The organism is Marinobacter antarcticus (assembly GCF_900142385.1).
Classification (GTDB): domain Bacteria; phylum Pseudomonadota; class Gammaproteobacteria; order Pseudomonadales; family Oleiphilaceae; genus Marinobacter; species Marinobacter antarcticus.
On record NZ_FRAQ01000002.1, the window covers coordinates 494,131 to 519,050 of the forward strand.

The 24,920-nt window shown below is 52.5% G+C and carries 25 protein-coding genes, 1 pseudogene and 1 riboswitch; of the genes and pseudogenes, 17 read left to right on the forward strand and 9 right to left on the reverse strand.

The genetic code is table 11. The annotated features are described in order from the left end of the window. Nucleotides 1-19: 19 nt before the first annotated feature. The 6 genes from BUA49_RS13660 (at nucleotide 20) to BUA49_RS13685 (ending at nucleotide 5,583) form a co-directional block, all read left to right on the forward strand. Complete coding sequence (locus BUA49_RS13660) at nucleotides 20-247, forward strand: hypothetical protein (RefSeq protein WP_072798537.1); 228 nt, start codon at nucleotides 20-22, stop codon at nucleotides 245-247. Next, entirely contained in the window at nucleotides 240-2,591 is a 2,352-nt protein-coding gene (locus BUA49_RS13665) for a heavy metal translocating P-type ATPase (protein WP_072798539.1), read from the forward strand. The genes BUA49_RS13660 and BUA49_RS13665 overlap by 8 nt, the downstream gene beginning before the upstream one ends. A gap of 35 nt (nucleotides 2,592-2,626) precedes the next feature. After that, nucleotides 2,627-3,013, forward strand: coding sequence for a DUF302 domain-containing protein (locus tag BUA49_RS13670; RefSeq protein ID WP_072798541.1), 387 nt, complete (start codon nucleotides 2,627-2,629; stop codon nucleotides 3,011-3,013). A 131-nt stretch (nucleotides 3,014-3,144) separates the two neighbouring features. Beyond that, the gene (locus tag BUA49_RS13675; protein WP_072798543.1) at nucleotides 3,145-3,618 is read left to right on the forward strand and encodes a hypothetical protein; all 474 of its coding nucleotides are present in this window, start codon (nucleotides 3,145-3,147) and stop codon (nucleotides 3,616-3,618) included. A gap of 101 nt (nucleotides 3,619-3,719) precedes the next feature. Next, nucleotides 3,720-4,805, forward strand: coding sequence for an ACR3 family arsenite efflux transporter (gene arsB / locus BUA49_RS13680; RefSeq protein WP_072798544.1), 1,086 nt, complete (start codon nucleotides 3,720-3,722; stop codon nucleotides 4,803-4,805). Nucleotides 4,806-4,849: 44 nt separating this feature from the next. After that, nucleotides 4,850-5,018, forward strand: a riboswitch (yybP-ykoY riboswitch). Nucleotides 5,019-5,025: 7 nt separating this feature from the next. Beyond that, nucleotides 5,026-5,583, forward strand: coding sequence for a manganese efflux pump MntP (locus BUA49_RS13685; RefSeq protein ID WP_072798546.1), 558 nt, complete (start codon nucleotides 5,026-5,028; stop codon nucleotides 5,581-5,583). Here the strand turns inward: BUA49_RS13685 and BUA49_RS13690 are convergent. Then, nucleotides 5,580-7,637 carry a sensor domain-containing protein gene (locus BUA49_RS13690; protein ID WP_072798548.1) on the reverse strand — a complete coding sequence of 686 codons (2,058 nt, stop codon included), beginning with the start codon at nucleotides 7,635-7,637 and terminating at the stop codon, nucleotides 5,580-5,582. The two genes, BUA49_RS13685 and BUA49_RS13690, sit on opposite strands and share 4 nt — an antisense overlap. A gap of 196 nt (nucleotides 7,638-7,833) precedes the next feature. Then, complete coding sequence (locus tag BUA49_RS17555; RefSeq protein WP_084063591.1) at nucleotides 7,834-8,034, reverse strand: DUF1499 domain-containing protein; 201 nt, start codon at nucleotides 8,032-8,034, stop codon at nucleotides 7,834-7,836. 230 nt (nucleotides 8,035-8,264) lie between these two features. On the opposite strand from BUA49_RS17555, the gene BUA49_RS13700 reads away from it, so the two are divergent. The 3 genes from BUA49_RS13700 (at nucleotide 8,265) to BUA49_RS13710 (ending at nucleotide 11,344) form a co-directional block, all read left to right on the forward strand. Further along, nucleotides 8,265-8,972 carry a protein-L-isoaspartate(D-aspartate) O-methyltransferase gene (locus BUA49_RS13700; protein ID WP_072798550.1) on the forward strand — a complete coding sequence of 236 codons (708 nt, stop codon included), beginning with the start codon at nucleotides 8,265-8,267 and terminating at the stop codon, nucleotides 8,970-8,972. 206 nt (nucleotides 8,973-9,178) lie between these two features. Continuing rightward, the gene (locus BUA49_RS13705; protein ID WP_072798552.1) at nucleotides 9,179-9,589 is read left to right on the forward strand and encodes an ACT domain-containing protein; all 411 of its coding nucleotides are present in this window, start codon (nucleotides 9,179-9,181) and stop codon (nucleotides 9,587-9,589) included. Between the two features lie 39 nt (nucleotides 9,590-9,628). Next, nucleotides 9,629-11,344, forward strand: a complete 1,716-nt coding sequence (locus BUA49_RS13710) for a protein adenylyltransferase SelO (protein ID WP_072798553.1) — start codon at nucleotides 9,629-9,631, stop codon at nucleotides 11,342-11,344. A 110-nt stretch (nucleotides 11,345-11,454) separates the two neighbouring features. Here the strand turns inward: BUA49_RS13710 and BUA49_RS13715 are convergent, their stop codons facing one another. Continuing rightward, nucleotides 11,455-12,696, reverse strand: coding sequence for a Glu/Leu/Phe/Val family dehydrogenase (locus BUA49_RS13715; protein WP_072798555.1), 1,242 nt, complete (start codon nucleotides 12,694-12,696; stop codon nucleotides 11,455-11,457). Nucleotides 12,697-13,060: 364 nt separating this feature from the next. Between BUA49_RS13715 and BUA49_RS18070 the strand changes: the two genes are divergently transcribed. The 4 genes from BUA49_RS18070 to BUA49_RS13730 all read left to right on the forward strand — a co-directional run bounded on the left by BUA49_RS18070 (nucleotide 13,061) and on the right by BUA49_RS13730 (nucleotide 14,747). After that, nucleotides 13,061-13,264 carry a hypothetical protein gene (locus BUA49_RS18070; protein WP_228704493.1) on the forward strand — a complete coding sequence of 68 codons (204 nt, stop codon included), beginning with the start codon at nucleotides 13,061-13,063 and terminating at the stop codon, nucleotides 13,262-13,264. A gap of 9 nt (nucleotides 13,265-13,273) precedes the next feature. Then, nucleotides 13,274-13,648: a tyrosine-type recombinase/integrase gene (locus tag BUA49_RS18075; protein WP_267283718.1), complete on the forward strand. Its 375-nt coding sequence runs from the start codon at nucleotides 13,274-13,276 to the stop codon at nucleotides 13,646-13,648. Further along, on the forward strand, nucleotides 13,537-14,031 hold the full coding sequence (locus BUA49_RS17805; RefSeq protein WP_175547583.1) for a hypothetical protein: 495 nt from the start codon (nucleotides 13,537-13,539) through the stop codon (nucleotides 14,029-14,031). Before BUA49_RS18075 ends, BUA49_RS17805 begins: the two co-directional genes overlap by 112 nt. A 380-nt stretch (nucleotides 14,032-14,411) precedes the next feature. Beyond that, entirely contained in the window at nucleotides 14,412-14,747 is a 336-nt protein-coding gene (locus BUA49_RS13730; RefSeq protein WP_072798558.1) for a TraR/DksA family transcriptional regulator, read from the forward strand. A gap of 70 nt (nucleotides 14,748-14,817) precedes the next feature. On the opposite strand, the gene BUA49_RS18080 is transcribed toward BUA49_RS13730, so the two are convergent. The 3 genes and pseudogenes from BUA49_RS18080 to BUA49_RS13740 all read right to left on the reverse strand — a co-directional run bounded on the left by BUA49_RS18080 (nucleotide 14,818) and on the right by BUA49_RS13740 (nucleotide 17,568). Continuing rightward, the gene (locus tag BUA49_RS18080) at nucleotides 14,818-15,168 is read right to left on the reverse strand and encodes a fatty acid desaturase (protein WP_323807525.1); all 351 of its coding nucleotides are present in this window, start codon (nucleotides 15,166-15,168) and stop codon (nucleotides 14,818-14,820) included. 11 nt (nucleotides 15,169-15,179) lie between these two features. Then, nucleotides 15,180-15,605 (reverse strand): annotated as a pseudogene (locus BUA49_RS18290) (fatty acid desaturase); the annotation flags it as partial. Beyond that, nucleotides 15,598-17,568: a hypothetical protein gene (locus BUA49_RS13740; RefSeq protein ID WP_072798560.1), complete on the reverse strand. Its 1,971-nt coding sequence runs from the start codon at nucleotides 17,566-17,568 to the stop codon at nucleotides 15,598-15,600. The pseudogene BUA49_RS18290 and the gene BUA49_RS13740, both read right to left, overlap by 8 nt. Before the next feature lie 317 nt (nucleotides 17,569-17,885). Here BUA49_RS13740 and BUA49_RS13745 point away from each other — a divergent pair, with 317 nt between their 5' ends. Both BUA49_RS13745 and BUA49_RS13750 read left to right on the forward strand, forming a co-directional pair. Continuing rightward, on the forward strand, nucleotides 17,886-19,193 hold the full coding sequence (locus tag BUA49_RS13745; RefSeq protein ID WP_072798562.1) for an ATP-grasp domain-containing protein: 1,308 nt from the start codon (nucleotides 17,886-17,888) through the stop codon (nucleotides 19,191-19,193). A gap of 207 nt (nucleotides 19,194-19,400) precedes the next feature. Then, on the forward strand, nucleotides 19,401-20,405 hold the full coding sequence (locus BUA49_RS13750; protein ID WP_072798563.1) for a 2-hydroxyacid dehydrogenase: 1,005 nt from the start codon (nucleotides 19,401-19,403) through the stop codon (nucleotides 20,403-20,405). Between the two features lie 83 nt (nucleotides 20,406-20,488). Here BUA49_RS13750 and BUA49_RS13755 read toward each other — a convergent pair whose 3' ends face one another. After that, nucleotides 20,489-21,163 carry a LysE family translocator gene (locus BUA49_RS13755; RefSeq protein ID WP_228704496.1) on the reverse strand — a complete coding sequence of 225 codons (675 nt, stop codon included), beginning with the start codon at nucleotides 21,161-21,163 and terminating at the stop codon, nucleotides 20,489-20,491. A gap of 85 nt (nucleotides 21,164-21,248) precedes the next feature. On the opposite strand from BUA49_RS13755, the gene BUA49_RS13760 reads away from it, so the two are divergent. After that, on the forward strand, nucleotides 21,249-22,052 hold the full coding sequence (locus tag BUA49_RS13760; protein ID WP_072798565.1) for an alpha/beta fold hydrolase: 804 nt from the start codon (nucleotides 21,249-21,251) through the stop codon (nucleotides 22,050-22,052). Here the strand turns inward: BUA49_RS13760 and BUA49_RS13765 are convergent, their stop codons facing one another. Continuing rightward, nucleotides 22,053-22,670, reverse strand: a complete 618-nt coding sequence (locus BUA49_RS13765; protein WP_072798567.1) for an ATP-dependent zinc protease family protein — start codon at nucleotides 22,668-22,670, stop codon at nucleotides 22,053-22,055. Then, nucleotides 22,667-23,242, reverse strand: a complete 576-nt coding sequence (locus BUA49_RS13770; protein ID WP_072798568.1) for an acyl carrier protein phosphodiesterase — start codon at nucleotides 23,240-23,242, stop codon at nucleotides 22,667-22,669. The genes BUA49_RS13765 and BUA49_RS13770 overlap by 4 nt, the downstream gene beginning before the upstream one ends. Before the next feature lie 249 nt (nucleotides 23,243-23,491). Here BUA49_RS13770 and BUA49_RS13775 point away from each other — a divergent pair, with 249 nt between their 5' ends. After that, complete coding sequence (locus BUA49_RS13775; RefSeq protein WP_072798570.1) at nucleotides 23,492-24,904, forward strand: TrkH family potassium uptake protein; 1,413 nt, start codon at nucleotides 23,492-23,494, stop codon at nucleotides 24,902-24,904. Nucleotides 24,905-24,920: the final 16 nt, after the last annotated feature.

Sequence of the window (24,920 nt, forward strand, 5' to 3'; positions counted from 1 at the left end):
TATAAGGGAGGACAATCTCATGATGGACGAGAACATGTTTGGCAACACCATGTGGGCCGGGCACTGGCTGTGGATGCTGGTGATTGCGATTGTAGTCGTCATACCGGTATGGCGACTCTGTCAGCGTGCGGGATATCCGGGCTGGCTGGGAGTCCTGATACTGATTCCGATGGTCAATCTGGCGTTGTTGTATTTTATCGCTTTTGCTGATTGGCCTGCGAATAAAACAGGAGCACAGAATGAGTGAGCACGAGCATCAACATGATCATCACGGACATGAAAACCAGGGGGAGCATTCCGTAAAAGACCCTGTCTGCGGGATGTCGGTAGATCCCCATACCGCAGAGCATCGCAGCGAGCATGCAGGCAAGACCTGGTATTTTTGTTCGTCCGGATGCCAGTCAAAGTTCGAGGGCGATCCAGAGAAGTACCTCAGCGAAAAAAGTGAGCCGGCGGAGCCGGTAGCACCGGGCACCATGTACACCTGCCCAATGCATCCGGAGATTCGTCAGCAGGGGCCAGGCGATTGCCCGATTTGTGGGATGGCGCTTGAGCCGGAGGAGGTGAGTCTTGATCAAGGGCCCTCCGAAGAACTGACTGACATGACTCGTCGATTCTGGATCGGCCTGGCCCTGGCGCTTCCTGTTTTTTTGCTTGAAATGGGTGGTCACTTTTTCAAGATTGACGATGTTGTTTCGCCACAAATCTCCAACTGGATTCAGCTGGTTCTGGCGACGCCAGTGGTCGTCTGGTGTGGCGCGCCATTTTTTGTTCGGGGCTGGAAATCGATCCTCAGCCGCAATCTGAATATGTTCACTCTGATTGCCATTGGCACGGGCGTCTCTCTGATTTACAGCCTTGTAGCGACCCTGGCGCCGCAGATATTCCCCGAGGCCTTCCAACAGCAGGATGGCTCGGTCGCCGTGTATTTTGAAGCAGCCGCCGTGATCGTGGTGCTGGTGTTGTTGGGCCAGGTTCTCGAGCTCCGGGCCCGGGAGAAAACCTCTGGTGCCATCAAAGCCTTGTTGGACCTTGCCCCGGCCACCGCAAGAAAACTGGGTGATGACGGCAGTGAGTCCGACGTTTCGCTCGATCAGGTAAAGGTCGGCGACCGATTGCGGGTTCGCCCGGGCGACAAGGTGCCCCTGGACGGAGAGGTACTCGAAGGCAGTTCCAACGTGGATGAATCCATGGTCACCGGTGAGCCGCTGGCTATCAGTAAGAAGACCGGAGACCAGGTCATTGGCGGCAGCATTAACCAGCAGGGCAGTTTCATCATGCGGGCCGACAAAGTCGGACGCGACACCATGCTTTCACAAATTGTGCAAATGGTCGCCAGCGCCCAACGCAGCCGCGCGCCAATCCAGGGGCTGGCCGATAAGGTGGCCGGCTGGTTCGTACCAGCGGTTATCCTTGTCGCAGTCATTGCGTTCGTAGTCTGGTCCATTTTTGGGCCAGCGCCGCCCATGGCCTTTGGTCTCATCGCCGCCGTTAGTGTGTTGATTATTGCCTGTCCATGCGCTTTGGGACTCGCGACGCCCATGTCGATTATGGTCGGTGTTGGGCGAGGCGCCCAGAGTGGTGTGCTGATCCGGGATGCGGAAGCTCTAGAGCGCATGGAGAAAGTCGACACCGTAGTGGTGGACAAGACCGGCACGCTGACCGAAGGCAAACCCCAGGTGACGAAGCTGGTTCCAGCGAACGGGTTCAGCGAGGAGGACCTGATGCGATTTGCCGGGGGGCTCGAAAAGGGCAGTGAGCATCCTTTGGCGCATGCCATTCTCGAAAAAGCCAAAACTATGGAACTGACGTTGCCGGACGCCGAGGGTTTCGACTCCCCGAACGGTAAAGGCGTCACCGGCACGATCGATGAAAAAAAGGTTCTGCTTGGCAATCGCTTGCTGATGCAGGCAGAAAGTGTTGATACCTCCGCTTTCGAGGAAGAAGCGAATCAGCTGAGAGAAGACGGCGCCACGGTGATCTTTGCGGCCGTGGATGGCAACGTCTGTGGTTTGCTGGCGATTGCAGACCCGGTCAAGGAGACCACGGAAGCGGCAATAGCCGCTCTTCAAAAGGAGGGAGTTCGGGTGGTGATGCTGACCGGCGACAACCGGACCTCCGCCGAAGCCGTTGCCCGCAAACTCCATATTGATGAAGTGGAAGCGGAAGTGCTACCGGAAGACAAGGGCAAGATTATCCAGCGGCTGAAGGATGAAGGCCGCATTGTTGTCATGGCAGGTGATGGTGTGAATGATGCGCCAGCCCTGGCAACCGCAGACGTAGGCATCGCCATGGGAACCGGCACAGACGTTGCCATCGAAAGCGCGGGTATTACGCTGTTGCGCGGTGATCTCATGGGTATTGTGGAAGCGCGGCGTTTATCGCTGGCTACGATGCGCAATATCCGGCAGAACCTGTTCTTTGCATTCATTTATAACTCGGCCGGTGTGCCGATCGCCGCAGGGATACTTTACCCATTTGCAGGGATTCTGCTGTCTCCGATTTTTGCGGCGGCGGCCATGTCGCTGTCTTCGGTCAGCGTAATTACGAATGCGCTACGGTTGAGGTTAGTGAAACTATCAGATGACTAGGTTGATGGAGCCTTCCCTGTAAAAAGGAGATGTGTATGTCTTATACAATGAATCGCGTTATCCAGAATGCCGGTTTCGCTGAAGTGGACGAACGGACCCGTAAAGCCCTTGCCGACCGGGGTTTCGGGATTTTGACGGAAATAGACGTCAAGGCCACCATGAAAAAGAAACTGGACAAGGATATGCTCGCCTACACAATTCTCGGGGCATGTAATCCAAACATGGCCTGGGAAGCGATCGGCGTAGAACCTCGGGTAGGTGCAATGTTGCCATGCAACGTCATTCTTCGCGAGACAACCGAGGGCGTTGAGGTTAGTGCGGTTGACCCCGTTTCATCCATGACAGCAATTGGTAATAAGCAACTCGAGGAGATTGCAGGTGAGGTGAGGGACATGCTGTCTGAAGTTGTCAACGCGATCTGACGGCTGAATCGACCAGCAAAAACTTGATGTACAGCAATCGTGAGGTTGATTTGAGCATAAATTCAGGTTCGATTCAGGTAGATGAAGTTTACTGAATATGTCGCAAATCGACCTCGTTAAGGAGCTTCGCTATGAAGAGTTTCACCAAAGTAATCGCAATCTCGTTGATTATGGCCACACCGATTGTCTGGGCGCATGGTTCAGGTAACCAGCAGGGGCCTGGTGGTATGATGACCTCCCCGGAGCAGATGCAGGAAATGCAACAGAATATGTCCCGCATGCAGGATATGAGTGGCCAGATGCGGCAAAATCCCGGACAAGACCATCAAGAGCTCATGCAAGAGCATATGGAGCTCATGCAAGAGCAGATGCACATGATGCGTGACGGTATGATGGGCAACCACGGTATGATGAACGGTCAGGGTATGATGAACGGTCAGGGTATGATGAACGGTCAGGGTATGCAGGGGAATTCCAGCCAGGGCCAACCTGCAATTAAACCGGAGGACCGCTTCCAGTTTATGGAAAAACGCATGGATCAGATGCAGTTGATGATGGAGCAAATACTGGAGCATCAGCAGGAACTGCAAGGTCGCGCAAAGTGACTAGCTGATCATTGCTGGGGGGGTGTGTTTATACCGCCCCGAAGATGGACTGTCCGTCAGAAGAGCGGTTGAGTGCACCAAATTTACCTGCGAGACGCACCATGACTTCATCTAGGCTCTCACAGGCCCCCAGCACGTCTGAAGGTATGGGGCTGTTTGAACGTTTTCTCTCGCTCTGGGTAGCCCTGTCCATTGTAGCGGGTGTGTTGATAGGGCAGTTCGCTCCGGTCGTCCCTGAGGTCCTGTCGCGCTTCGAGTATGCGCAAGTGTCGATCCCGGTAGCGGTACTGATCTGGGCAATGATCTTTCCCATGATGGTGCAGATTGATTTCACGTCGATCCTCGGCGTTCGCCGTCAGCCCAAGGGGTTGGTTATTACCACGGCAGTGAACTGGCTGGTAAAGCCCTTCACCATGTTTGCTATCGCCTGGTTCTTCTTTACCGTGGTGTTCGCGCCTCTGATTGCTGCCGAACGAGCCAATGAGTATCTGGCCGGGGCTATCTTGCTGGGTGCTGCACCCTGTACCGCCATGGTCTTTGTGTGGAGCTACCTCACGCGAGGCGACGCTGCCTACACCCTGGTTCAGGTTGCGCTCAACGATTTGATCATGCTATTCGCTTTCGCGCCCATCGTCGTTTTCCTGCTTGGCGTCTCGAACATTCAGGTTCCCTGGGATACAGTCATCCTGTCTGTGGTGCTCTACATTGTCATTCCATTGGGCGCCGGTTATCTAACTCGTCAGGCTGTTATCAAACGGCGTGGTATCGAATGGTTCGACAACGTTTTCATGAAACGCCTGGCACCCATCACTCCGATTGGCTTGATCATCACTCTGGTGTTGCTGTTCGCATTCCAGGGCGACGTGATCATCGCTAATCCGTTGCATATCGTGCTGATCGCTATTCCGCTGATTCTTCAGACTGTTCTGGTCTTCTTCATCGCTTATGGCTGGGCCAAGGCCTGGAAAGTGCCCCATAGCATCGCAGCGCCTGCTGGTCTGATCGGCGCCAGTAACTTCTTCGAGTTGGCCGTGGCAGTCGCCATTGCCCTGTTTGGTTTGCAGTCCGGCGCGGCGTTGGCCACGGTGGTAGGGGTTCTCGTGGAGGTGCCAGTAATGCTGGCTCTGGTGCGTTTTGCCAACGCCACCCGAGGCCACTTTCCGGAGGCGCAAGAGCCTCGCGGTTAAGTTAACCGCCTTCCAGTTTGATTCGTAAGGCGACTGTGTTAAGTTTAGCGCTCTTTGGGGAGTAGCCTGCTTCCGATGTTCGGAAGAGTTCGTATCAACATACCTGGCCACATGCCATGGTACGAACACCTCTCGGTTGGCGAGACCATCGATATATCCATGCCTGATGGTCGGGCGTGTGGATGTGTCGTGGACTCAGCGCCTGACCGGAGAATATCGAATGAACCCCCTAGCCCTTCTATTGTTAGCTCTTTCAATGTCTACTGATGCCTTTGCAGTAGCCATAGGCAAAGGAGCAAGCCTTAAAAATCCCCGTTTCTTCGAAGCATTAAGAATGGGTCTCATTTTTGGATCAATTGAGGCCATCACGCCTCTCATCGGTTGGTTAATCGGTAATGTCGCCGCGTCTTATGTGGATGCCTGGGGTCACTGGATAGCATTCGCGGTATTGGTGGCTCTCGGCTTACACATGCTCTATGAAGGCCTGAGTCCAAGTAGGGAAGAGATAGAAAAACCCTCCAGACATTCTTTTCTCAAGATTGCTTTGACCGCATTTGGCACCAGTATTGATGCAATGGCAGTGGGTGTAGGTCTGGCATTTGTAGAGGTGAGTATATTTCTGGCAGCTGGGCTAATTGGCCTGGCCACAACAGTGATGGTTACGTTGGGCGTCATGTTGGGACGAGTCGTGGGTTCACTGTTCGGCCAGAAGGCTGAAATCATTGGTGGCCTGACACTGATTGCAGTGGGCGCTTGGATCTTATCAGGCAATCTTTAATTATCTTCGGGGTGCTGAAAAGCAATCAGTTCTTTAGCCGGTATAGCTCGACTAAAGTAATATCCTTGCACTAGGTCACACCCCAATTCATCCAGTAGCGTAAGTTGTTTGCGCATTTCAACACCTTCAGCAACTACAAGCAAATCCAAACTATGCGCCATCGCTATTGTTGCTTTTACAAGGTTAAAATCTTCTTTGTTTAACGTCATACCGTTGATAAAGCTCTGGTCTATTTTTAATATGTCAAACGAATATTTCCGCAAATAACTTAAGGATGAGTATCCTTTTCCAAAGTCGTCCATTGATAACTTAACACCCAGCTTATGCAGTTCATCTAACGCGTCATCGATATAAGAGTTACCGATAATTAATACACCTTCGGTAATTTCAAATTCAAAACTTTCAGGTTTAATGCTCGCATCACTAAGAGAATTTTTAATAAATTTGATTAAGTCTTTATCCCTGAATTGACGGGGAGATAGATTAACCGCCATTGTGTAATCTCGTTGATGAGCAGATTCCCATTCATTTAAAAATCTGAGCGCTTCTTTAACAACATATTTTCCGATAGGTACAATTAATCCAGTATGCTCAGCAATCGGAATAAACTCATCGGGCCTTACATTACCCAGGGCTGGATTTTTCCAGCGAAGTAAAGCTTCTGCACCAACAATATTTCCGGTTTTTACATCAAACTTGGGCTGATAATGTACTTCAAATTCGTTACGTTCCAGCGCGCTATGGAGTTGCCCCTCTATTTCGAAACGACGTAACATGATCTCATTCATTTCTTTCGTAAAAAATGAATATGAATTACGCCCTGATGCTTTTGCTTGGTACATTGCGGTATCGGCATTGCGTAACAAATCAGAGGCGCAAATACCATTTTCAGGATAAATGGCAATACCAATACTTAATGTCAGAATTAGTTCTCTGCCATCAATTTGAAACGGCTCTCTAAAAACTTTCAGCAAGTTTTCAGCAATGTCTATGGCATTGTTATCATCTGCGAGGGCTCTTAACAAAACAATAAACTCATCGCCACCTAAGCGACCTACAGTATCTGATTTTCGCAATGCGTACTTTAATCTTTTGGCTGCTTCGATAAGTAGTTTGTCGCCTACTCCATGACCTAATGAGTCATTTACCTTTTTAAAATCATCTAGATCTAAAAAAAGCACAGCGATTTTCTCGCTACTTCTTTTAGCTTCCTCAAGTATTTGTGATAATCGATCGAGGGATAAAAACCGATTGGGCAATAGAGTCAAAGTGTCAAAATAGGCGTGTTGCCGTATTATTTCGGCAGAATTGTGCTGTTCGGTGATATCACGAACAACGATGACTACTTGTTTATATTCTTGCAAGTGACTAAGTCGTGCTTCAAAGTAAGTCGTACCATGAGGCATATTTAACTCATATTCAAAACTTGATACGCCACCTTGATCTATTGCTTTAGCAATATAAGATTTAAACTTTCTGGCGACATTCTCTGGCAATAGATCAACTATGGAATTCCCAACAAACTCTTTTGCTGAAACGTAGAGATTTTTTTTGTCACTAGCATGATAATCAATGATGGTTCCATTTTCTTCCATTAAGAAAAACAGGTCGGGCGTTGCTTCAAGTACGGCTTCAAGCATATTTTCTTTAAATACTGCTTGTGCTTGAGCTTGCCTAACCTCAGCTAAATTGATATCGATACAATACATTTCTTTTTTATTATTTTCATCAACAAACAAAACATGATTTGAAAAAACACTTACATCTTTGCCATTTTTTTGACGCAATGTAAGTTCTGATGCAGGGATTTCTATACCTTGGTCGAGCCAGTTACTATGTGCAGAGACGACAAAGTCACGCATACTTTCAGGAATAATGAGTTCTTCTAATTTTCTCCCTAAAGCCTCTTCTTTGGTGTAGCCATAAATTAATTCGCTACCTGTATTCCAATAGGTAACTCTACGCTCTTCATCGTACCCTTGAACAGAAATAGCATCCACCGAATCAAATAATTGATGAACGGAATCTCTTGTGGCTACTCTATTGACTAACATATTGTTATATTCTATTGCCTCTTAGCTGGACGAAATTAAAACTTCGACTTATCCCTCAAAGACACCTCTAACTATCAAGATAGAGCACCCGTTCCGGTACATCAAGCATGTCGCCCGCTTTGACTTTCGGGCCTGGTCTGAGTTCACGTAAACAGGCTCTGTAAACGCCACGCTGGCATGCCCCGTATCTATGACATCAGTCGACGGCAATACCGCGCTCTATAAGGCGGCTCCTCAGTAACTCGATCCTGCGTCGATTCACTCCCAGATCGTAGAGCCCAACAAGTGATTGAGATCTCAAGTCCAGGTGTTTGAACTGGGTTCCCGAAGGCGACATGTTACCAGTGGATGCGCATCCTGCGAGCAAGAGTATTGAGACGGCCACGAAATAACGCATAGCTTTGAGATGCTCCTTTTAGTGCGCCAGCGAGGACAAGAGGCGTTCATATAGTCATCTTGTAACACCGGTTCCTGCATAGCTGAAAGAAGTACGAAATTGCCAGAAGGGAAGATCAGTCAGTGGGGTGATGGTTGATGAGTGTCATTCAATGCGATGGACAACCACGGTAGGTACTAAACTTCCTTATAGGGAGGAAAAGCCCCAGAACACCAATGAGGAGGATCATCATGAAAAATGATCTACGCGACAATAAAAAAGCATTTATGGGTCTACTGGTAAAGAGAGGCATTCAGGATAAGTTGGTGCTGGATGCTATGGAGGCTGTTCCACGAGAGGTTTTTGTCGGCCTTGACCTGGCCGAATTTGCCTATGATGACTCCCCCTTGCCCATAGATGAGGGGCAGACCATTTCCCAGCCCTATATTGTCGCCCTGATGACGGAGGCGATGCAGCTCAAGCCGGGAGATAAGGTGCTGGAGATCGGTAGCGGCTCTGGCTATGCGGCGGCCATCCTCTCCCGGATTGTGAAACAGGTGTATACGGTTGAGCGCCACCGGGGGCTGGCGAATCTGGCCCGGGAACGCTTATCCAAACTGGGCTATGACAATGTTTCAGTTCTTTGCGGTGATGGAACTCTGGGCTGGGCGGAGCATGCCCCCTTTGATGCCATTGTTGTAACTGCTGGAGGACCCGTGGTGCCCCGCTCCCTTACCAGGCAACTGGTCATCGGCGGTCGCCTGGTGATTCCTGTTGGTCCCAGTGTGCACGAACAGAAACTGTTACGTATTACCCGCACCAGCGAGGAAGAAATGGAGACCGCAGAGCTCGGCGGGGTCAGGTTTGTTCCGCTGATAGGCGAAGAAGGGTGGCGGGACGTGGAAAAAAACCCGGAGGCGGGTTCGGGTATGCCGGAAACCTTCCCGTTCGGGCTCTGACACTGGTTACTCCGGATTCTGGCAGCTCCGACGATAATTTTGACCCGCGCTGCACACGTCCAGTGAACAACCACACAAAGTGCTAAATTCGTCGTCCGGACCCTAAGCAGCATAATTTAAGCGTGGAACGATTAGCTTGGTAGAGGTTATTCTGAAACTTCCAAAAGAAGCGATGCCCACGACATTCGACCAGAGGATACTCAAAAATGAAGCGAACGCAGTTTCTACAGGATTTGATAACGCAGCTCTCACCAAAACTTGATCCGAGTACCTACGTTTATTGCACTGTGGCTCGCGCACAGTATGGTGAGCTGGAAAAGCTCAAACCCATTGTCAGCATTGCTGAATTGGAAGGTCTTACGCTGGTCGTTCCTTTGGAACAGGCCAAAGCTGAGGGCCTGGACTACTCCAGAGTCTTCCGTCGCATTACGCTCGAAGGACACTCCAGTCTCGAAGCTCTGGGGCTCACATCCGTTGTAACGAGCTTGCTTGCCGCACGGGGAATTACAACCAATGTCATCGCCGGCTTCTATCACGACCACATGTTCGTGCCCAGCGATCGAACCGATGAAGCCATGGAAGCACTGAAGGAGCTCGCTAGCCAGCCGAACGGCTAAAGGCGGGTACGGCAAATCGCGAGAATATGAGGAGTCCCTATGCCAAAGCGACTGTCCCAGGAACCACAACCTATAGTCGCGACCCTAGACGATCTCGCAACGTTGGCAGACTATTCCCTTATGGATACTCTCAACTGCGATCCTGAGGGGAAAGCAAACGGAGCTGACCACGCGCCGCGACAAGTCTTCTCCGGCCACTATGTTCCGGTTATTCCCACGCCAATCGAAAACCCCGAATATGTCGCGCACGGGAAAGACCTGTTTCGCGAACTGGGCTTCGCCGACAGCATGGCGCAGTCGGGCGACTTCGTCAGCATGTTCTCCGGCGACTTAGCGCATGTTCCGGACTCGATGCGCAAAGTCGGGTGGGCATGTGGCTACGCACTTTCTATCTACGGCACCGAATTCTACCAGCAATGCCCGTTCCAGACCGGCAACGGATACGGCGACGGTCGCGCAATTTCGGTGCTTGAGGCTGTCATCAATGGTCAGCGCTGGGAAATGCAGCTGAAAGGGGGAGGGCGCACACCCTACTGCCGCGGCGCGGACGGTCGGGCCGTTCTGCGGTCCAGTGTCCGGGAGTTCCTGGCACAGGAGCACATGCACGCACTCGGTGTGCCAACGTCACGGTCTCTGAGTCTGTACGTGTCGAAAACCGAGAAAGTCAGGCGTCCGTGGTATTCGGAGGGCTCACACTCAATGAACCCAGACGTGCTGATATCCGAGCCAGTCGCCATCTCTACGCGCGTTGCACCGTCATTCATCAGGGTAGGGCAGCTCGAGCTCTTCAGTCGTCGTGCCCGCAAGAAAGAGCATCCAAAAGCGATGGAGGAGCTCGAGAAGATAGTCTTGCATCTTATCGATCGTGAGTACGGTGACGTTATCGACCAGACACTGACCACCGCCGAAAAAGTAGTGTTGCTTGCGCGCGAGTTCCTTAACCGGCTCACGTCACTTGTGGCGAACTGGATCCGCGTCGGCTACTGCCAGGGCAACTTCAACAGTGACAACTGTGCGGCCGGCGGCTTCACGCTCGACTATGGACCCTTTGGATTCTGCGATGCGTTTGATCCGCAGTACCAACCATGGACGGGAGGCGGACGACACTTTTCGTTCCTTAACCAACCAATGGCGGCAGAACGTAATTTCCACTCGTTTTGTTCGGCGGTGCGGCCACTGTTGGCTGCGCATCCATACTGCCTGCGGCAGCTCGACGAAATTGAAGGTGAGTTTCCGAAGGTGATGCAACAGCAAATGGAGAAGATGTGGTCGGCCAAACTGGGAATTGACGCTTTTGACGCAGGCCTATTCAGCGAGCTGGCAAAGCTGATGATGCAAACGCCGGTTGATTACACTCTGTTTTTCAGGGAACTCTCGTTGGTGCCCGACGACATTGAGCCACTCAAAACAAGCTTCTACCGGGGGCGGACCTATGCTTTAGACCCCGAAGGGATAGACGAGCGCTGGTCAGCGTGGCTCACAGAATGGAAGTCGCTCACTCAATCTCGCTCTTGTGATGAGCTTTCCAGTCAGATGAAGCTGGTCAACCCAAAGTACAGTTTGCGGGAGTGGTTCGTTGTGCCTGCCTATCAGCAAGCGGCAGCGGGGAACTACGCTTTGCTGCGGGAACTGCAGGAAGTCATGACGCAGCCATACGCCGAACAATCGAAAGACGTGGAGAAGAAATACTACCGGCTGAAGCCGCCGGAGTTTTTTGACGTTGGTGGATCATCACACTATAGCTGCTCGTCGTGACCGGCTGGTATTGAACGTCCGCAGCTTTTCGTGCAGGCGTGGTAGGGATTCCGTCCGGCACTGGCTGAAAGACATCGAACGGTGGTGCACCCGTTTAGCCGGACGGGGCTCTAGCACCAACCACGCAGGTGCATCGCCTCTTCAATGCGCTTGAGCCCGTTGATCCACGCCCCCAGCCGGACTGATTTCAGCTGGTGCGCGGCCGCCGTGTTCACGGCTTCCCGGTAGCCCCGCGCTAACCGTTCCTGTCGGAGGCCGTTGATGGTCTCGATATCCCAGTAATTATCCGAGAGACCCTGACTGCGCTCCATCTGGCACAGGTGCACGCTGCCGGCATTGGCCAGCACATCCGGCACAATGATGACGCCCCTTTCCAGCAGCATCGCATCGGCTTTCAACGTGGTTGGCGCATTCGCGGCCTCCACCACCATCCGGGCCTGGATCCGGTCCGCGTTGTCCGCGGTAATTACGCCCTGAACCGAAGCAGGCACCAGCACATCGCAGTCACATTCCAGAATGGATTCACTGGTTATCGGCTCGCTGCCGGCATAGCCCGAGACTTTTCCGGTGGATTTCTTGTGCGCCAACAGGGCCGGAATATCGATACCATCGTTGGAATAAACGCCGCCATGGCTATCGCAAACTGCCACAACATCACAGCCGGCTTCGTAGAACATGGTCGCCGCCACCGAGCCGACCTGGCCGAATCCCTGGATGGCAATGCGGGCATTTTCGATGTCAAAGTCGGCCTGCCTCGCCGCTTCCCGGAACACATCGAAAACACCGCTCCCGGTGGCCTCATAGCCCCCCAGCGAGCCGCCGAGGATGGGCGGTTTGTCATTGATCGCAGCCGGTTCATGGTAGCCGGTGATCGACTCGTATTCGTCCAGCATCCAGCTCATGGTTTGCAGATCCGTGCCGATATCGGCGCCGGGTACATCGTAGGCTTGCCCTCTCGGACGCAGGAAGCGGATATAGGCGCGGCAGAGTGACTCGAACTCCCGGTCACTCAGTTCACGCGGGTCGGCCACGATACCCCCCTTGCCGCCACCGGCGGGGATGCGTCCCGCGGCATGCTTGATCGACATGATCATCGCGAGGGATTTCACCTCATCCAGGTCGAGATCGGGGGAAATCCGCGTCCCGTCCCGGCTCGGCCCGAGGGCATCGTTGTAGCGGACACGATGGGCATCAAACACCCGGAAACTGCCGTCGTCCATTTTCATCGGAATGCGAAACGTCACCACACGCCCCGGTGCGGCAAGAAACTCAATGACATTGGGATCAATCTTGCCGAGACGGCCAGCCTCACGAAGAATTTGCCCGCTTTCATCCAAAAAATCATAATCCATGGCATTCCTCACACAGGTTGAGTCGGACACTGCTTCCTGCCCGGCATCAGGCCAGACAAGAAATCTTCCTGACTCTCAACATAGCAGTTGCTGCGGATTAAGTGCCATTTATCCCCGGGGTTTGTACTGGGTGGGGCAATACCCCCGGCTCACTCAACACCTGCCCATTGCCCCTGCATCAACGCCAAGTGCTCTTGTAGCGTATTAGGAGAGTAGGGGCCTCCGTCCGTTTGGATTCGAAGAGCGGCCCCTGGTGTCGTTCCCGATCCAGCGGGTCGAGATCGACTGGGACCGGCTGATCGCCAAACGGCCAATGCTGCTCGAAAGCCTGGACACCATGCCCAAGTACCTGCTCAAACCCTAGGTGCTGGCGATCACCCAGGCCAGCTTCATCGACGACAGCTACGACTTCGGCGTGATGCTCAAGACGCTGAAACAAGGGGCAGGGCGGCCCAGCAAACGCAGCCTGAAACGCTCACCGAAACGGTTTGTTCCGATCTTGGATCGGGACTTTCAGACCCGGATCCAGAGCTACCTGTGGATGGGGAAGTTTCGGAAGGACGAGTGAATCTTTCCGATCACGCGCCAGGTGGTGAGTGCGAACATCGACCGGTTGATTGAACAGGTTGGGGGAGAGGCACCGTTCAAGATTGGGTGTCAAACCTTTCGGCACAGCTTTGCGGTACATCTGCTCCTGCACGGGCGGCCGTTGAAGTTCGTGAGTCAACTTCTGGGCCATAGAAGTGTCGAATCGACAGAGGTTTACACGAATGTGTTAACGTTCGATGGAGCGCATTTTTTGGAGGGGGTGGATTTTCACCAACTAATCTCTGAGAGAAAATGGCATTCGCGAACAAAAATCGAGATCGCAAAGCTGATCTCAGAAAGCTTATCTTCGCGACACCCGCCAAAGTTGGCAACGCCGACCGCAAAAAATGGGAAGAGGAAATAGAGCAAGAGCACGGCGTCGAGCTGCATGTCATCGAGCGCGAGGAAATTATCGCTCTTATGCAGATGCCAGGCTACGCCTCGCTTTTAGCAAGCGCTCTCTATCTGAAACGCGATATCGATCCTCCTACTGAAGTTGTCGTTGCCAAGGCCAAGCGAGCGGCTGATATCTTTATGACGAGGACCTCAAAGAGCGTGCGAAGAGAGTTCGTTTCGCAAATGAAGTGGCTCATCACGAAGCGCGTAAGGTATTGGACGATATTGAGTCTGCTGACACTAAAACTAGGTCTGTTACGGAAGATGACCTCGACAGGGCTACTCGGGGAAGCAGCTCATCCGTCCAGACATACGCATTCTTTTTGCGTCAGTTTGTGTCACCCAAACTGACATAGTTCTGGCCGGGGCTGACGCTATTCCACCATCGAAATTAATCGCCAGAATCCCAGGCATTGATCGCCCGAAAGGCACTATTCGGGAAAAATCCGGAAAACGTTCAGAATCATAGAGATAGAGAGGTGGGCGACGGATTTAGCACTTCCTGTGAAAATTTAGTACTTTCTGTGGCTATTCTTTAGCACTTTTTGTGGTCGTCCAACCGACCCAAAACTGCACCAAAACGGCATACCGTACTGCGCATAATGTATATTATGTTAAATCGAGTATGGTTTAACAATGAGCTCTGCACTGATCCCTATCTTCTGTAACATGTTTGCGCTGGGCCTCGCTTATCGGCCCCAGAGAATAACCAGAGAACAAGAGGTAAAAAAATGGCCCCGGAAGAACTGGAAACATTTCGTCAACTGCTGTTGCAACTTCGTGAGGATCTGCTCTCAACCAGCGAAATCCGTGATGAGACAAGCGGAACCGTTCACCTCGATCAGCAAAGCGTCGGCCGGCTCTCGCGGATGGATGCCCTGCAAAGCCAGGCAATGGCAAAGGCTGGTAAGCAACGGGCTGAACAACATTTACGGCTGACCGAAGCAGCTCTGCTACGGATCGACAACGATGAATACGGGGAATGTATGGAATGCGGTGAACACATCAACCCCAGGCGCCTGGAGGTTGACCCTACAAGCCTCTACTGCATTGATTGCGCGCGATAATTTCCCGCAGACATCTCAATCTGGTCAGCTTCTGTGAAGTGTGAGGTCTGACGCCATTCACACTTGATCCCTATCCCCCAGTTGCCTCCGTGAAGGAAACCAGCCGTCTTTTGTCCTCGTCCCAGAGCGCCAGGCGTATTGAACCGATGCTTTCGCGCAGCGTGATCCGGTTGAATGTTTGAAGTTCCGGGTAGTCCTCCAGCACCTCGGGCAGGCGGTAGGAAGGGATTCGGCTAGCTAGATGGTGAACATGGTGCACGCCAATGTTGGCGCTGAACCAGCGCAGGATATCCGGCAGTATATAGTTGGAGCTGCCCTGCAGCGCGGCGTCATGCATGTCCCAGTGTTCGTCGCGCCCCAGTAGGTGGCCTCGAACTGATGCTGGACGAAGAACAGGTAGCGATAAAGGCGATAGCGCCATTGCTGCCACCGCGGCAGGTCCTGGTATTCGCGGACTGTGAGGGTGTCGAGTCCGCCAATTTGCGGTCGGTCCAGGTTACCGGAGTTGGCATGGTGGCGGTTGTGGGCTTGGCGCCAGAAATCATGGGGAGTAAGGGTAAGCACACCGATGATACGGCCGGCCCAATCATTGGCGCGACGCGAATGGAAAAACGACCTGTGGCTGCAGTCATGCTGGATCATGAACAGTCGTACCAGGAATCCCGCAGCAGGGACGGCCAGCACCAGTGCCACGGGCCAGTATCCAGCACTGACAGCCAGCCACATCAAAAACCAGATCAACACAAAAGGTAGTGCGGTTATCAGGATCTCCGCAATGCTGCGTGCCAGGCGTGGCTTGCAATACGCTCTGAGTGTCGGCCTCAGGGATCTGGGTATGGGTGTCCGCGCCTCACTCATAACTTGCAGCCCAACTGTCGCGGCCGAGCTCTATGGCGCGTGCAACGTCTGTTTCGGGAACCACCGAGATGTCTCCCACTTCCCTCGAGTCGTAATGAAATACGCACAAGCGTGAGGCAAATTCGGCGAACGGCAGTGATGCTTCGCCATAGCGCTCTCCATGGCTCTGGGTCGAGCAGTTAATACCCTGCCCCCAATCCTGGCCACTGTCATTGTTGGGGTTGAAAAAATAGATGCGAATCTCGCCATCGCGATCAAGGTTGACGCGGATGAGTGTTATGGCGTGGCGTCCAACAAGGCGCCCTCCACTGTCGGTGACCGCGATACCAGCTGGTTGTGGATGGATGACGGGTATATTGCCGTTGTAATATGGGTGATAGCAGGCGTAGAAATGGCGTATAAAATACTGATAGTCATGGATTTTACCTGTCTCCTGACTAATAACACTAAGAAATCCGTGCCCTACCCACCAGCCATACATCTCAGGGTTTATCCAGCGGTGCAGGTCGTCGTCGCGCACGCCGCACAAGCGCCCCATCTCACAATAAACGCGGTCAAGGTGCGGCACCAGAATCAATGAAACCGGGTCCACATCGGTTGGAGGTTCTTTCGCAAGGCCTGCCTCCAGGTGTTGTGAGGTAATTTGCTGCCCCTCAAAACGCATAATGACATCGTCATCACGGGCTGCCCAGGCCACCAGTTGCAACAGATAATCGGCATCGTTGAAGGCCCACATGGAAAGACCGATGACTGACTGACAAGTCGGGTTATTGCCTTGGCCAACGCCCAGTGGTTGCCCCAGGAGACTCAATACACCGGCGAGCAAATACACCCGTGGAGGGTGTGCGTCACCGAAAACAGCGCTCAGTTTGTCAGATACTGCCGGACACAAAGTCAGTTCGAGTTGCCTCCACAGGCCCGAAGCCACTGGAGGGGTGAACAAACCGCCACGTTCAAGAAACATCGCCAGGCCGTAGACAGCCTGACAGGTTTCCGGGTGTACAACCTCGTCGATCAGTTTAAGGACGATCTGGCGGTAACACTGGAGAACATCGTTGCCGGTGATGCTCAGGCCCAATGCCAAAGGTATCAAATCATCCCTTTGCCCCCGCAGGTGTCGTAACAGCAAGGGATGGTACGGGGAAACCATGCCCGTCTCATGCATTGCTTTGGCAAAGCCCTCCGCCTCTTCAGACAGTGCCGAATTGTCCATGGCGGCCAGACGTTCGCTGTAGACTGCAAAGCCCGGGTCATCGCGACAGCCCTTAGTTGGACTGAACAAAGCGCTGACCAGTCGCGCCGCTTTGTCCATGCCCGAGGTTTCGATTTTTGGATCAAACAGGCATTTGGCAATCTGGCTGACCATCTGTTTGATGCTGCCTGTTTGTATCGGGCGCTGTGCCAGCAAACGGCGTACTTCATCCACCAGGCTGTCGAGAATACTCTCGTACCCCAGCCTGCTGAGCAGGAACTGATAGAGCGAATTGACGATTTGCCCTAGCCCCTGCGGCCGCTCCCTGTCCGCTTCGCTCATCTGGCCTGACAGCAGGTCCAGATTCAATGCCGTCACCTGAGCCAGAAAGTTTCTGGCTTGCTCTGCTGAAATGCCGGGATGGCGATAATCACCCATGGCCACAGCAAGCAGGCGAAGCTCACTCAGGGCTTCGATGGCGGTGTAGTCCGGCGCTCCCTGGCGTAGCGTTCGCACGGCGATCGCGGGTCTCAGGATTGCTGGTTGGCCCCAATCTCCATTGGTAAATACGCCCTTGGATTCCATAGACGGTACTCGGGCGTACAGCGCGTCCAGCCCTTCGGGAACTTCCATAACCCTAAGTGCCGCCTTCAGTACCTCGGTGTTACGCGCCAACGGAACGGTCCGGCGGGCAAACGCCAGCTGTTCCAGCGCCTCGTCAAAACTTGCAACTAAAGCATTAATATCTTTGGTAAAACTGGTAATCGTCACACTATTTTCCTTGCCTGCTCAAAGGGCTTCTCGGGCTCGCCCAAAGATGCTCTTAAGGCGTTACGGAAGCAACCGATTCCGGCGCATTCGTTTCAATTTGTTACCATACCGTCTATATTAAAGGTGAGGGTTGCAACCAATGGCCTTATATAACTGCGCAGGGAGAACGTTACTAATTCAAGTGTCTCGCTTCGCTTCTGGTCACTCGATCCCCTCACAAGCGAAAATGCCTAGCTGCTCTTTATACACGGCGGTTTACATTTTACGCTTCAAACTCAGCCCATTTTTTCTGGACAAACCAGCAAGGAGAACATCGAATGTCAATGACATCTGAGAAAGAGTTACCCTCAGAGGTAGCAGCCTGGCTCGATCCGGACATGGACTCGGTTAAAGGTACCGAGACGCCCAAAGATCCTAACAAAGGATACATCGCCCTGCTTGGCTGGAGCGTCAATGCGATCAAGGCCGCGCAGAAGTTTGATCGACGCTATATCGTGGTTGCACCTGACTGGGCTGCGGATTTCTGTACTGCAAACAAGATACCTTTCATCCCATGGGATTTTATCCGTCTCAATGATCGCTCCATGGATATTGCTAAAAGGCTGAAGGAAGAAGGTGTCGATGTCGCCATACCGTTGTTCGAGGAAACCGTCGAGTGGTCTGGTGCCATCAACTCGGTCCTGATGGATAGCCCCCGGATGTACGGCCAGTCTATTCTGTTCCGCGACAAGGCTCTGATGAAGCGCCGTGCGCAGCTTGGCGGTATTCGCGTCGGGATTTTCGAGGAGGCGCACGAGAAGGAAGACATCGTTCGTTTCATGAAGCGCGTCAACCAGACACTGCTCAAACTTGATGGTGACCCGGACGACCCTATTCACGTCAAAGCATTCGATAAGGCCGGTTGCCTTGGCCATCGAATGATTCGCAAAATGGAAGAAATTGATCTCATTCCGCAGGAAGAATACCCCCTGCTGATGGAAAGTCATCTGGATGGCTGGGAGTTCGCTGTCGAAGCCTGGATCCACGATGGCAAGATCCAGTTTTTGAATATTTCTGAATATGTAACTCTGGGCTATTCGGTGTTCGTGCCCGCTACCGAGCAACTCGAGAGCTGGCGTAACGCGATCACCAAGCAGATCGAACTGCTGATCAAAACCTTCGATATCAAATTCGGTATGATTCATCCCGAGTACTTCGTTACTGCTGACGGCGAGATGTACTTTGGCGAAGTTGCGTATCGTCCGCCCGGGTTCAAGGCTTTTGAGCTTATTGAAAAGGCCTACGGATTCAGTGCGTACCAGGCTTCCATGTTGGTGTTTGATCCCAAGAGCACGAAAGAGGAAGTCGCGGCCTTCTTCCCTCGTGAAGTGGTCGACGCGAAATGCTACGCCGGTTGCTTCGGTGTGTATCCAAGACGTCGTGTGGTTAGTAAGCTGGAAATGCCCAGTGAAACGATTAATCACCCCTACTTCGAGTCTCACGAACTGGTCGCGCCGACAGAAGAGACAGTGCCTGACCGGTCAGCCTTCGGAACGCATTGGGGCCTGATCTTCTTCTCAGGTGACGACCCCATCAAGATGCGGGACCTGCTGAAAGCCCAGGAAGATCTGGATTTCTATGTTTAAAGATTAGGCTTTGTGCGCCTGGTTTCCCAACGGGAAACCAGGCAATCTGGTATTGGCCACTCACCTGATTTCCTTCCACAGCAATACTCTATATCCCTTATCGTGAAACTGGTTTAACTGCTAAAAACCCCCGACTTTTTAAGCCGCAGTCTATATTTGATTCATGCAGGCATAGGGTTACCTTATTGCCCAAAATGGACATTCACTATGAAAGTTGCAGTGTTTTCCGCCAAATCCTATGACAGAGAACATTTTGATCCGACCAATCAGGCAAATCAGGCGAATCACGGTGGCCACGAGCTGGTCTACTTCGAACCTCACCTGACGCCCCAGACGGCAATTTTGTGCTGTGGCTTTGAGGCGGTTTGCTGCTTTGTAAATGACACCCTGAATAGTGAGACTATCGGTATTCTGGCCGATTGCGGGGTCGGCTTAATTGCCATGCGTTGTGCCGGGTTCAACAATGTCGATCTGGAGGCAGCCAAAGCTGCGGGTATCAGGGTCGCCCGAGTACCTGAGTATTCTCCCCATGCGGTGGCCGAGCATGCTGTCGCTTTGATACTCGGCCTTAACCGTAATCTGCACCGTGCCTATAATCGGGTTCGCGAGAACGACTACGCACTCAGCGGCCTGCTCGGTTTTGACCTTTACGGCAAAACAGTCGGGATGGCTGGTTCCGGCAAGATCGGCGCGGTTTTTGCGCGGATTATGACCGGGTTCGGGTGTCAGGTTATTGCGAGCGACCCTCATGAAAATCCGGATCTCGAGGGTATTGTTGACTATGTCGAAAACGATCAACTCTTTGCCCGGTCAGACATCATCAGCCTGCATTGTCCGTTGGTTCCGGCGACTCATCACCTGATTAACGCAGCGACCATAGGTCAGATGAAACCCGGAGCCATGCTGATAAATACCAGCCGTGGTGGGCTTATTGATACTCCTGCTGTGATCAATGCGTTGAAGTCAGGGCAACTAGGCTATCTGGGTCTGGATGTCTATGAAGAAGAGGCAGATCTGTTTTTTGAGGATAACTCCAATATGCTTTTGCAGGATGATGTCTTCGCCCGTCTACTGACTTTTCCCAACGTTATTATTACGGGGCATCAAGCCTTCTTCACCCGCGAGGCACTGAATGCTATCGCACATATCACACTGAACAATATCAGTGACTATGCAGCTGGAAGGCATAACGGTGTTGAATGGGTTGCGTGAATTCAACTGTGATACCGATAAATCCGTCCATCTAGTCTAATGACATTCTTGCTAAAGAGAGCCTTTAAAATACCAAAAAACCACTAACCAAATGCAAGCCACACCCCCACCAGCATCATCAAGCTCCCGGAAATCCGGTTGGCCAGGCGAACACTACCCCCCTTTTTCAGCGCACGGCGCAATGTGCGACCGCCGTGGGCATATAGTTGCAGGCAGATAAACTCCAGCGTGAGGATAATGATTACCAACGCACTCAGTTGTGGCGTTATAGGCAGCGTGCTATCAATAAACGGTGGCAATAATACGACGAAAAAGGCCCAGCCTTTAGGGTTGGCAACCGCTGTAATAAAGCCCTGGGCTGCCAACTGCCAGCGTGATGCTGTAATTGGTTCCGCGTTATCTTCGGGCATAGCCATCTTGCCTCGGGAACGCCACATCTGAATTCCCAGCCAGATCAGATAGGCACCACCGGCGTATTTGAAGAGCTCAAACGCTGTCGGATAACGCAGCATAAAAGTAGCGACACCTACGGCGGAGGTGGCCGCGACTATGCCCACGCCAACCAACTCCCCTGCCATCATCCACATTGCGCGGCGCACGCCTATGGTTATACCCAGCGACAATGCCAGAGTCATACACATACCGGGTGTGATCGAGACTACAAAAAAGGTTGGAATAAAAGCTGATAACAAAGAAAGGTTCAAAAATGACACATCAGTGTACTCATAAATAATCAGGACAGATTCAGCCGAATACATGGTAGTCCATCCATTCCTTCCATCCCAGTCAGTCCTGAACTATCTTGCTCTCTGATCATATGCTCCTGACAGGAATCAAAGACCAATGCCTTCGATCTCGACCCACGAACGCTATGTTTCTACCTTTGCCGGTAACCTCTATGTAAAGAGCTGGACGCCTGCTGCAAGCTCCAGCTCTTCTGACATCGCACCTGTCGTGCTCTTTCATGACTCTCTCGGAAGCGTTGAGCTGTGGCGTGATTTTCCTGAACATCTCGCGTTTTCTCTTGGTCGCCATGTCATCGCGTACGACCGGGCCGGGTTTGGGCGCTCGTATGCCCGGACGGATAAACTGGAAGCGGACTTTATTATTAACGAAGCGCACGGTCCGTTCACGGCAATCTGCGCAGAGCTTGGCATAGAAGACTTTATCGCCTTTGGGCACAGCGTTGGTGGGGCCATGGCGGCGGTGTGCGCGGCTACGTTCCCCGATCACTGTGTTGCGCTCATTACTGAAGCGGCCCAGGCGTTTGTTGAGGATCGTACGGTGGAAGGTATTCGGGACGCAGAACAGGTTTTTGCGCAAGACGGCCAGATAAACCGGCTTAAAAAGTATCACGGTGAAAAGGCGGCCTGGGTTCTGCGAGCCTGGACCGATACCTGGCTTTCAGAAGACTTTCAACATTGGACCTTGCATGAGACCTTGGCCCGGGTTAACTGCCCTGTTTTGGCCATTCACGGTGAGGACGACGAGTTCGGCTCGGTCGCGCACCCGGAACTATACACATCCCTGCCGGCCGGCCCTTGTGTGATGGAACTGTTGAGAGCGTGTGGGCACGTCCCTCACAGAGATAAACCAGCAGTGGTTACGGAGCTGGTCAGAGATTTTTTGGCACAGCACGCCCATTGATTACTTCGTATTGTCAGCCTGGATGACTTTTGCCTGATGCTGCTCGACCAACTCCTCCAGGCTCATGTACTCGCATTCCTTGTTGGCGATAAAGCTGTCTGCTGAGTCAATTAGTATGTTGTCGTCCCGCATAAACCGGCGCCCGAGCAGGACTGGGTATGAAAAGTTACCGCGATCCGTCAGTGAAAACTGGGTTTTGTGGCTGGTGCCAGCAATGCAGAAATCCATCATAACGACGTAACGTCTCTGCGATGGTGCGCCTTTACGTTTTATAAGGACGGTGCGCTCTACCGGCCGCTCAAGTTCAAGAATGATCTCTTCGTGGTCAATATCACCTTCAGCGGGTTGATCTTTGTGGTCCGCCAGTGGAATCTGGAATTTGACCCATTTCTGATCATCTTGCTTGAACTCTTCTACATTCACTGCGTGCAGCGACGAGGTTTTTGCACCGGTATCCAATCGCGCTTTAAGTCTCAGACCAGTATCGTTCATCACAATCCACTCCACGAAGCCGAGCGTCTCGGGGGCCGAAGCTTCGCTTTTGGGCGCTGCTTCTGCGAATGCCGCTGTTGGTATGATGAGAGCTGTAGCGAGTAAAAAAGGGATCGCAAACTTCATTCAATTCCTCCTGCAAATTCCTGTAAATCCGGGAAAAATGATAGGAAACGTTCTTCAAGTTCTGAGTGAACTGGCCGTATTTCGTCAATAATGCCCGCAAACGAATTTTGAAACCGGATACGCGCGGCTACCCTGTCCAGCGCATAACCGATGTTGTCGAGGTCGCGGTACGACCCAAACCAGTCGTGAGACACCATGTGCCGTGTCGTTCTGCTCATAACGGGCGTCATCAGGTCTTCGTTAGCCTGCAGTTCGGTGTAAACGTCTTTTATAAAGGTGTTCTGGTCGGCATCGGTAAACTCGCTCCAATGGAGCAGAAGGAAGTGGTCATACAGAATATCCAGAGCAACACCCGCAAACCTGCGCCGCTGAGCGGAAAAAAGCCGCTTGCTTGCCAGTACATCGGGGTGTTTGTCGGTAAAACTGTCTACCGCCAGGTGGTGGCGAACACCCAGCCTTACGGAATCTGGGAGCGCGGCCAGATCCACTCCCCGGGTGAAATCCCCAAGAAGGCTGCCTACTCGCGCTTCGGGCGAGTTCGGTGCAAGGAAGAGATGGGCGAGGTGGTTCAAACGTTGGGTTCCCGCGTCGGTCGGATTGCTATCAGTTACTGAGACTGCATCAATCCGCACGAATTTTCTACATCGAGCACCGCGATTACGCGTTTACTGACGGTGTTTTAATGCCCGCTTAATAAACCGCTGGCCGCCAGTTGCCTTGCGGATGAGTTCCCCCACAGGTATTCTGACGCCGTCTCTAGGTTCAGCTAGCTCGGGCATCCATTGAGAAACCTCTACCCTGTCGTTTTTATTGTAAGCGTTATGTTTGTGCTGTTAAGCATATTCATGACACTACCGGTATTTTTGCTGCTCGGCTCTGAAGCGCCGAATGCGGTACCGTTTGTCGAATCTGCAGTCATTGTCTTCGGCATTGGCCTGCTGGGTATTGCATCCACTTATCGCCACCCCCGCGATCTAAAGCCACGGTACATGTTCGTACTTACGGTGTCCTCCTGGTTCATCATAGCTCTGCTCTCTGCCCTTCCCTTTTACCTCAGTGACTATGGCATCTCAGCTGCGGATGCATTTTTTGAGGGAGCTTCCGGTATTACCACAACAGGTGCGACTGTGTTCAGCGGCCTGGACACCATGGACAGAGATCTGCTTCTCTGGCGTTCTATTCTGCAGTGGATAGGTGGTATCGGGATTATCGGCATGTTCGTGGCGGTACTGCCGTTCCTGCGTGTTGGCGGTATGCGGCTGTTTGCCACTGAATCCTCGGAATGGACAGACAAAGCCCTTCCCAGAATGAAAACTCTCAGTCGGGGACTGCTTTTTGTCTATCTGGGGTTCTCGACTATTGCCGTAGTCACATACTGGCTGTCGGGCATGACATTGTTCGATGCGTTTAACCACGGGTTAACGAGTATTGCTACCGGGGGGTTTTCTACCTCGGATCTGTCCATGGGCAAGTTCAATGATCTGATACTGATGGAAGCTTCACTTTTCATGATCATCGGCAGCTTGCCGTTCTTTCTTTTTGTGAGGGAGTTACACGGCCAGCGTTGGGTGCTGTTCAGGGATCAGCAGGTCCGGATGTTTATAACCATACTGCTTGTGGTGCCTGCTCTTCTCACGCTTTACCGATGGGCTGTGTCTCCGGTACCTTTCAACCCTCTACATAATTACGTTGCGACGCTGTTTAATGTCACGTCTGTGGTTACGACAACCGGTTACGCTTCAGAGGACTATTCGGCCTGGGGACCTCTGGCGTTTGTACTGTTTTTCTTCCTGATGTTTATCGGCGGGTGTTCCGGCTCTACCTCAGGCGGCATGAAGATTTTCCGCTTTCAGCTTTCGCTGATTGTGCTTCGTGAGCAGATGATCCGGTTGCTACACCCGCGAGCTGTGCTGTCCCGTAACTACAATGGCCGGGCAGTGAGTGACGATATTATCGCTTCGATGATTGCCTATACCTTTATTTTCCTGCTGTGCTTGTTACTGATCACCGTATCTCTGGCCGCTATGCAGCTGGACTTCATAACATCTTTGTCCGGTGCGCTTACCGCATTGACCAACGTCGGGCCCGGCTTGGGTGACATCATCGGCCCTGCGGGGAACTTTGGCCCCCTGCCCGATCCCGCCAAGTGGATCCTGGCAGTCGGTATGCTTATGGGGCGGCTGGAAATTCTGAGTGTTGTAATTGTGCTCTCACCGGCCTTCTGGCGCAGCTAGCTCAACGCCAGCGAAA

Excerpts from the sequence above, each read along its gene's own strand:
- BUA49_RS13660 (WP_072798537.1), top strand. The coding sequence starts at position 20 with ATGATGGACGAGAACATGTTTGGCAACACCATGTGGGCCGGGCACTGG.
- BUA49_RS13665 (WP_072798539.1), top strand. The coding sequence starts at position 240 with ATGAGTGAGCACGAGCATCAACATGATCATCACGGACATGAAAACCAG.
- BUA49_RS13670 (WP_072798541.1), top strand. The coding sequence starts at position 2,627 with ATGTCTTATACAATGAATCGCGTTATCCAGAATGCCGGTTTCGCTGAA.
- BUA49_RS13675 (WP_072798543.1), top strand. The coding sequence starts at position 3,145 with ATGAAGAGTTTCACCAAAGTAATCGCAATCTCGTTGATTATGGCCACA.
- arsB (WP_072798544.1), top strand. The coding sequence starts at position 3,720 with ATGACTTCATCTAGGCTCTCACAGGCCCCCAGCACGTCTGAAGGTATG.
- BUA49_RS13685 (WP_072798546.1), top strand. The coding sequence starts at position 5,026 with ATGAACCCCCTAGCCCTTCTATTGTTAGCTCTTTCAATGTCTACTGAT.
- BUA49_RS13690 (WP_072798548.1), bottom strand. The coding sequence starts at position 7,637 with ATGTTAGTCAATAGAGTAGCCACAAGAGATTCCGTTCATCAATTATTT.
- BUA49_RS17555 (WP_084063591.1), bottom strand. The coding sequence starts at position 8,034 with ATGCGTTATTTCGTGGCCGTCTCAATACTCTTGCTCGCAGGATGCGCA.
- BUA49_RS13700 (WP_072798550.1), top strand. The coding sequence starts at position 8,265 with ATGAAAAATGATCTACGCGACAATAAAAAAGCATTTATGGGTCTACTG.
- BUA49_RS13705 (WP_072798552.1), top strand. The coding sequence starts at position 9,179 with ATGAAGCGAACGCAGTTTCTACAGGATTTGATAACGCAGCTCTCACCA.
- BUA49_RS13710 (WP_072798553.1), top strand. The coding sequence starts at position 9,629 with ATGCCAAAGCGACTGTCCCAGGAACCACAACCTATAGTCGCGACCCTA.
- BUA49_RS13715 (WP_072798555.1), bottom strand. The coding sequence starts at position 12,696 with ATGGATTATGATTTTTTGGATGAAAGCGGGCAAATTCTTCGTGAGGCT.
- BUA49_RS17805 (WP_175547583.1), top strand. The coding sequence starts at position 13,537 with ATGGCATTCGCGAACAAAAATCGAGATCGCAAAGCTGATCTCAGAAAG.
- BUA49_RS13730 (WP_072798558.1), top strand. The coding sequence starts at position 14,412 with ATGGCCCCGGAAGAACTGGAAACATTTCGTCAACTGCTGTTGCAACTT.
- BUA49_RS18080 (WP_323807525.1), bottom strand. The coding sequence starts at position 15,168 with ATGGCGCTATCGCCTTTATCGCTACCTGTTCTTCGTCCAGCATCAGTT.
- BUA49_RS13745 (WP_072798562.1), top strand. The coding sequence starts at position 17,886 with ATGTCAATGACATCTGAGAAAGAGTTACCCTCAGAGGTAGCAGCCTGG.
- BUA49_RS13750 (WP_072798563.1), top strand. The coding sequence starts at position 19,401 with ATGAAAGTTGCAGTGTTTTCCGCCAAATCCTATGACAGAGAACATTTT.
- BUA49_RS13755 (WP_228704496.1), bottom strand. The coding sequence starts at position 21,163 with ATGTATTCGGCTGAATCTGTCCTGATTATTTATGAGTACACTGATGTG.
- BUA49_RS13760 (WP_072798565.1), top strand. The coding sequence starts at position 21,249 with ATGCCTTCGATCTCGACCCACGAACGCTATGTTTCTACCTTTGCCGGT.
- BUA49_RS13765 (WP_072798567.1), bottom strand. The coding sequence starts at position 22,670 with ATGAAGTTTGCGATCCCTTTTTTACTCGCTACAGCTCTCATCATACCA.
- BUA49_RS13775 (WP_072798570.1), top strand. The coding sequence starts at position 23,492 with ATGTTTGTGCTGTTAAGCATATTCATGACACTACCGGTATTTTTGCTG.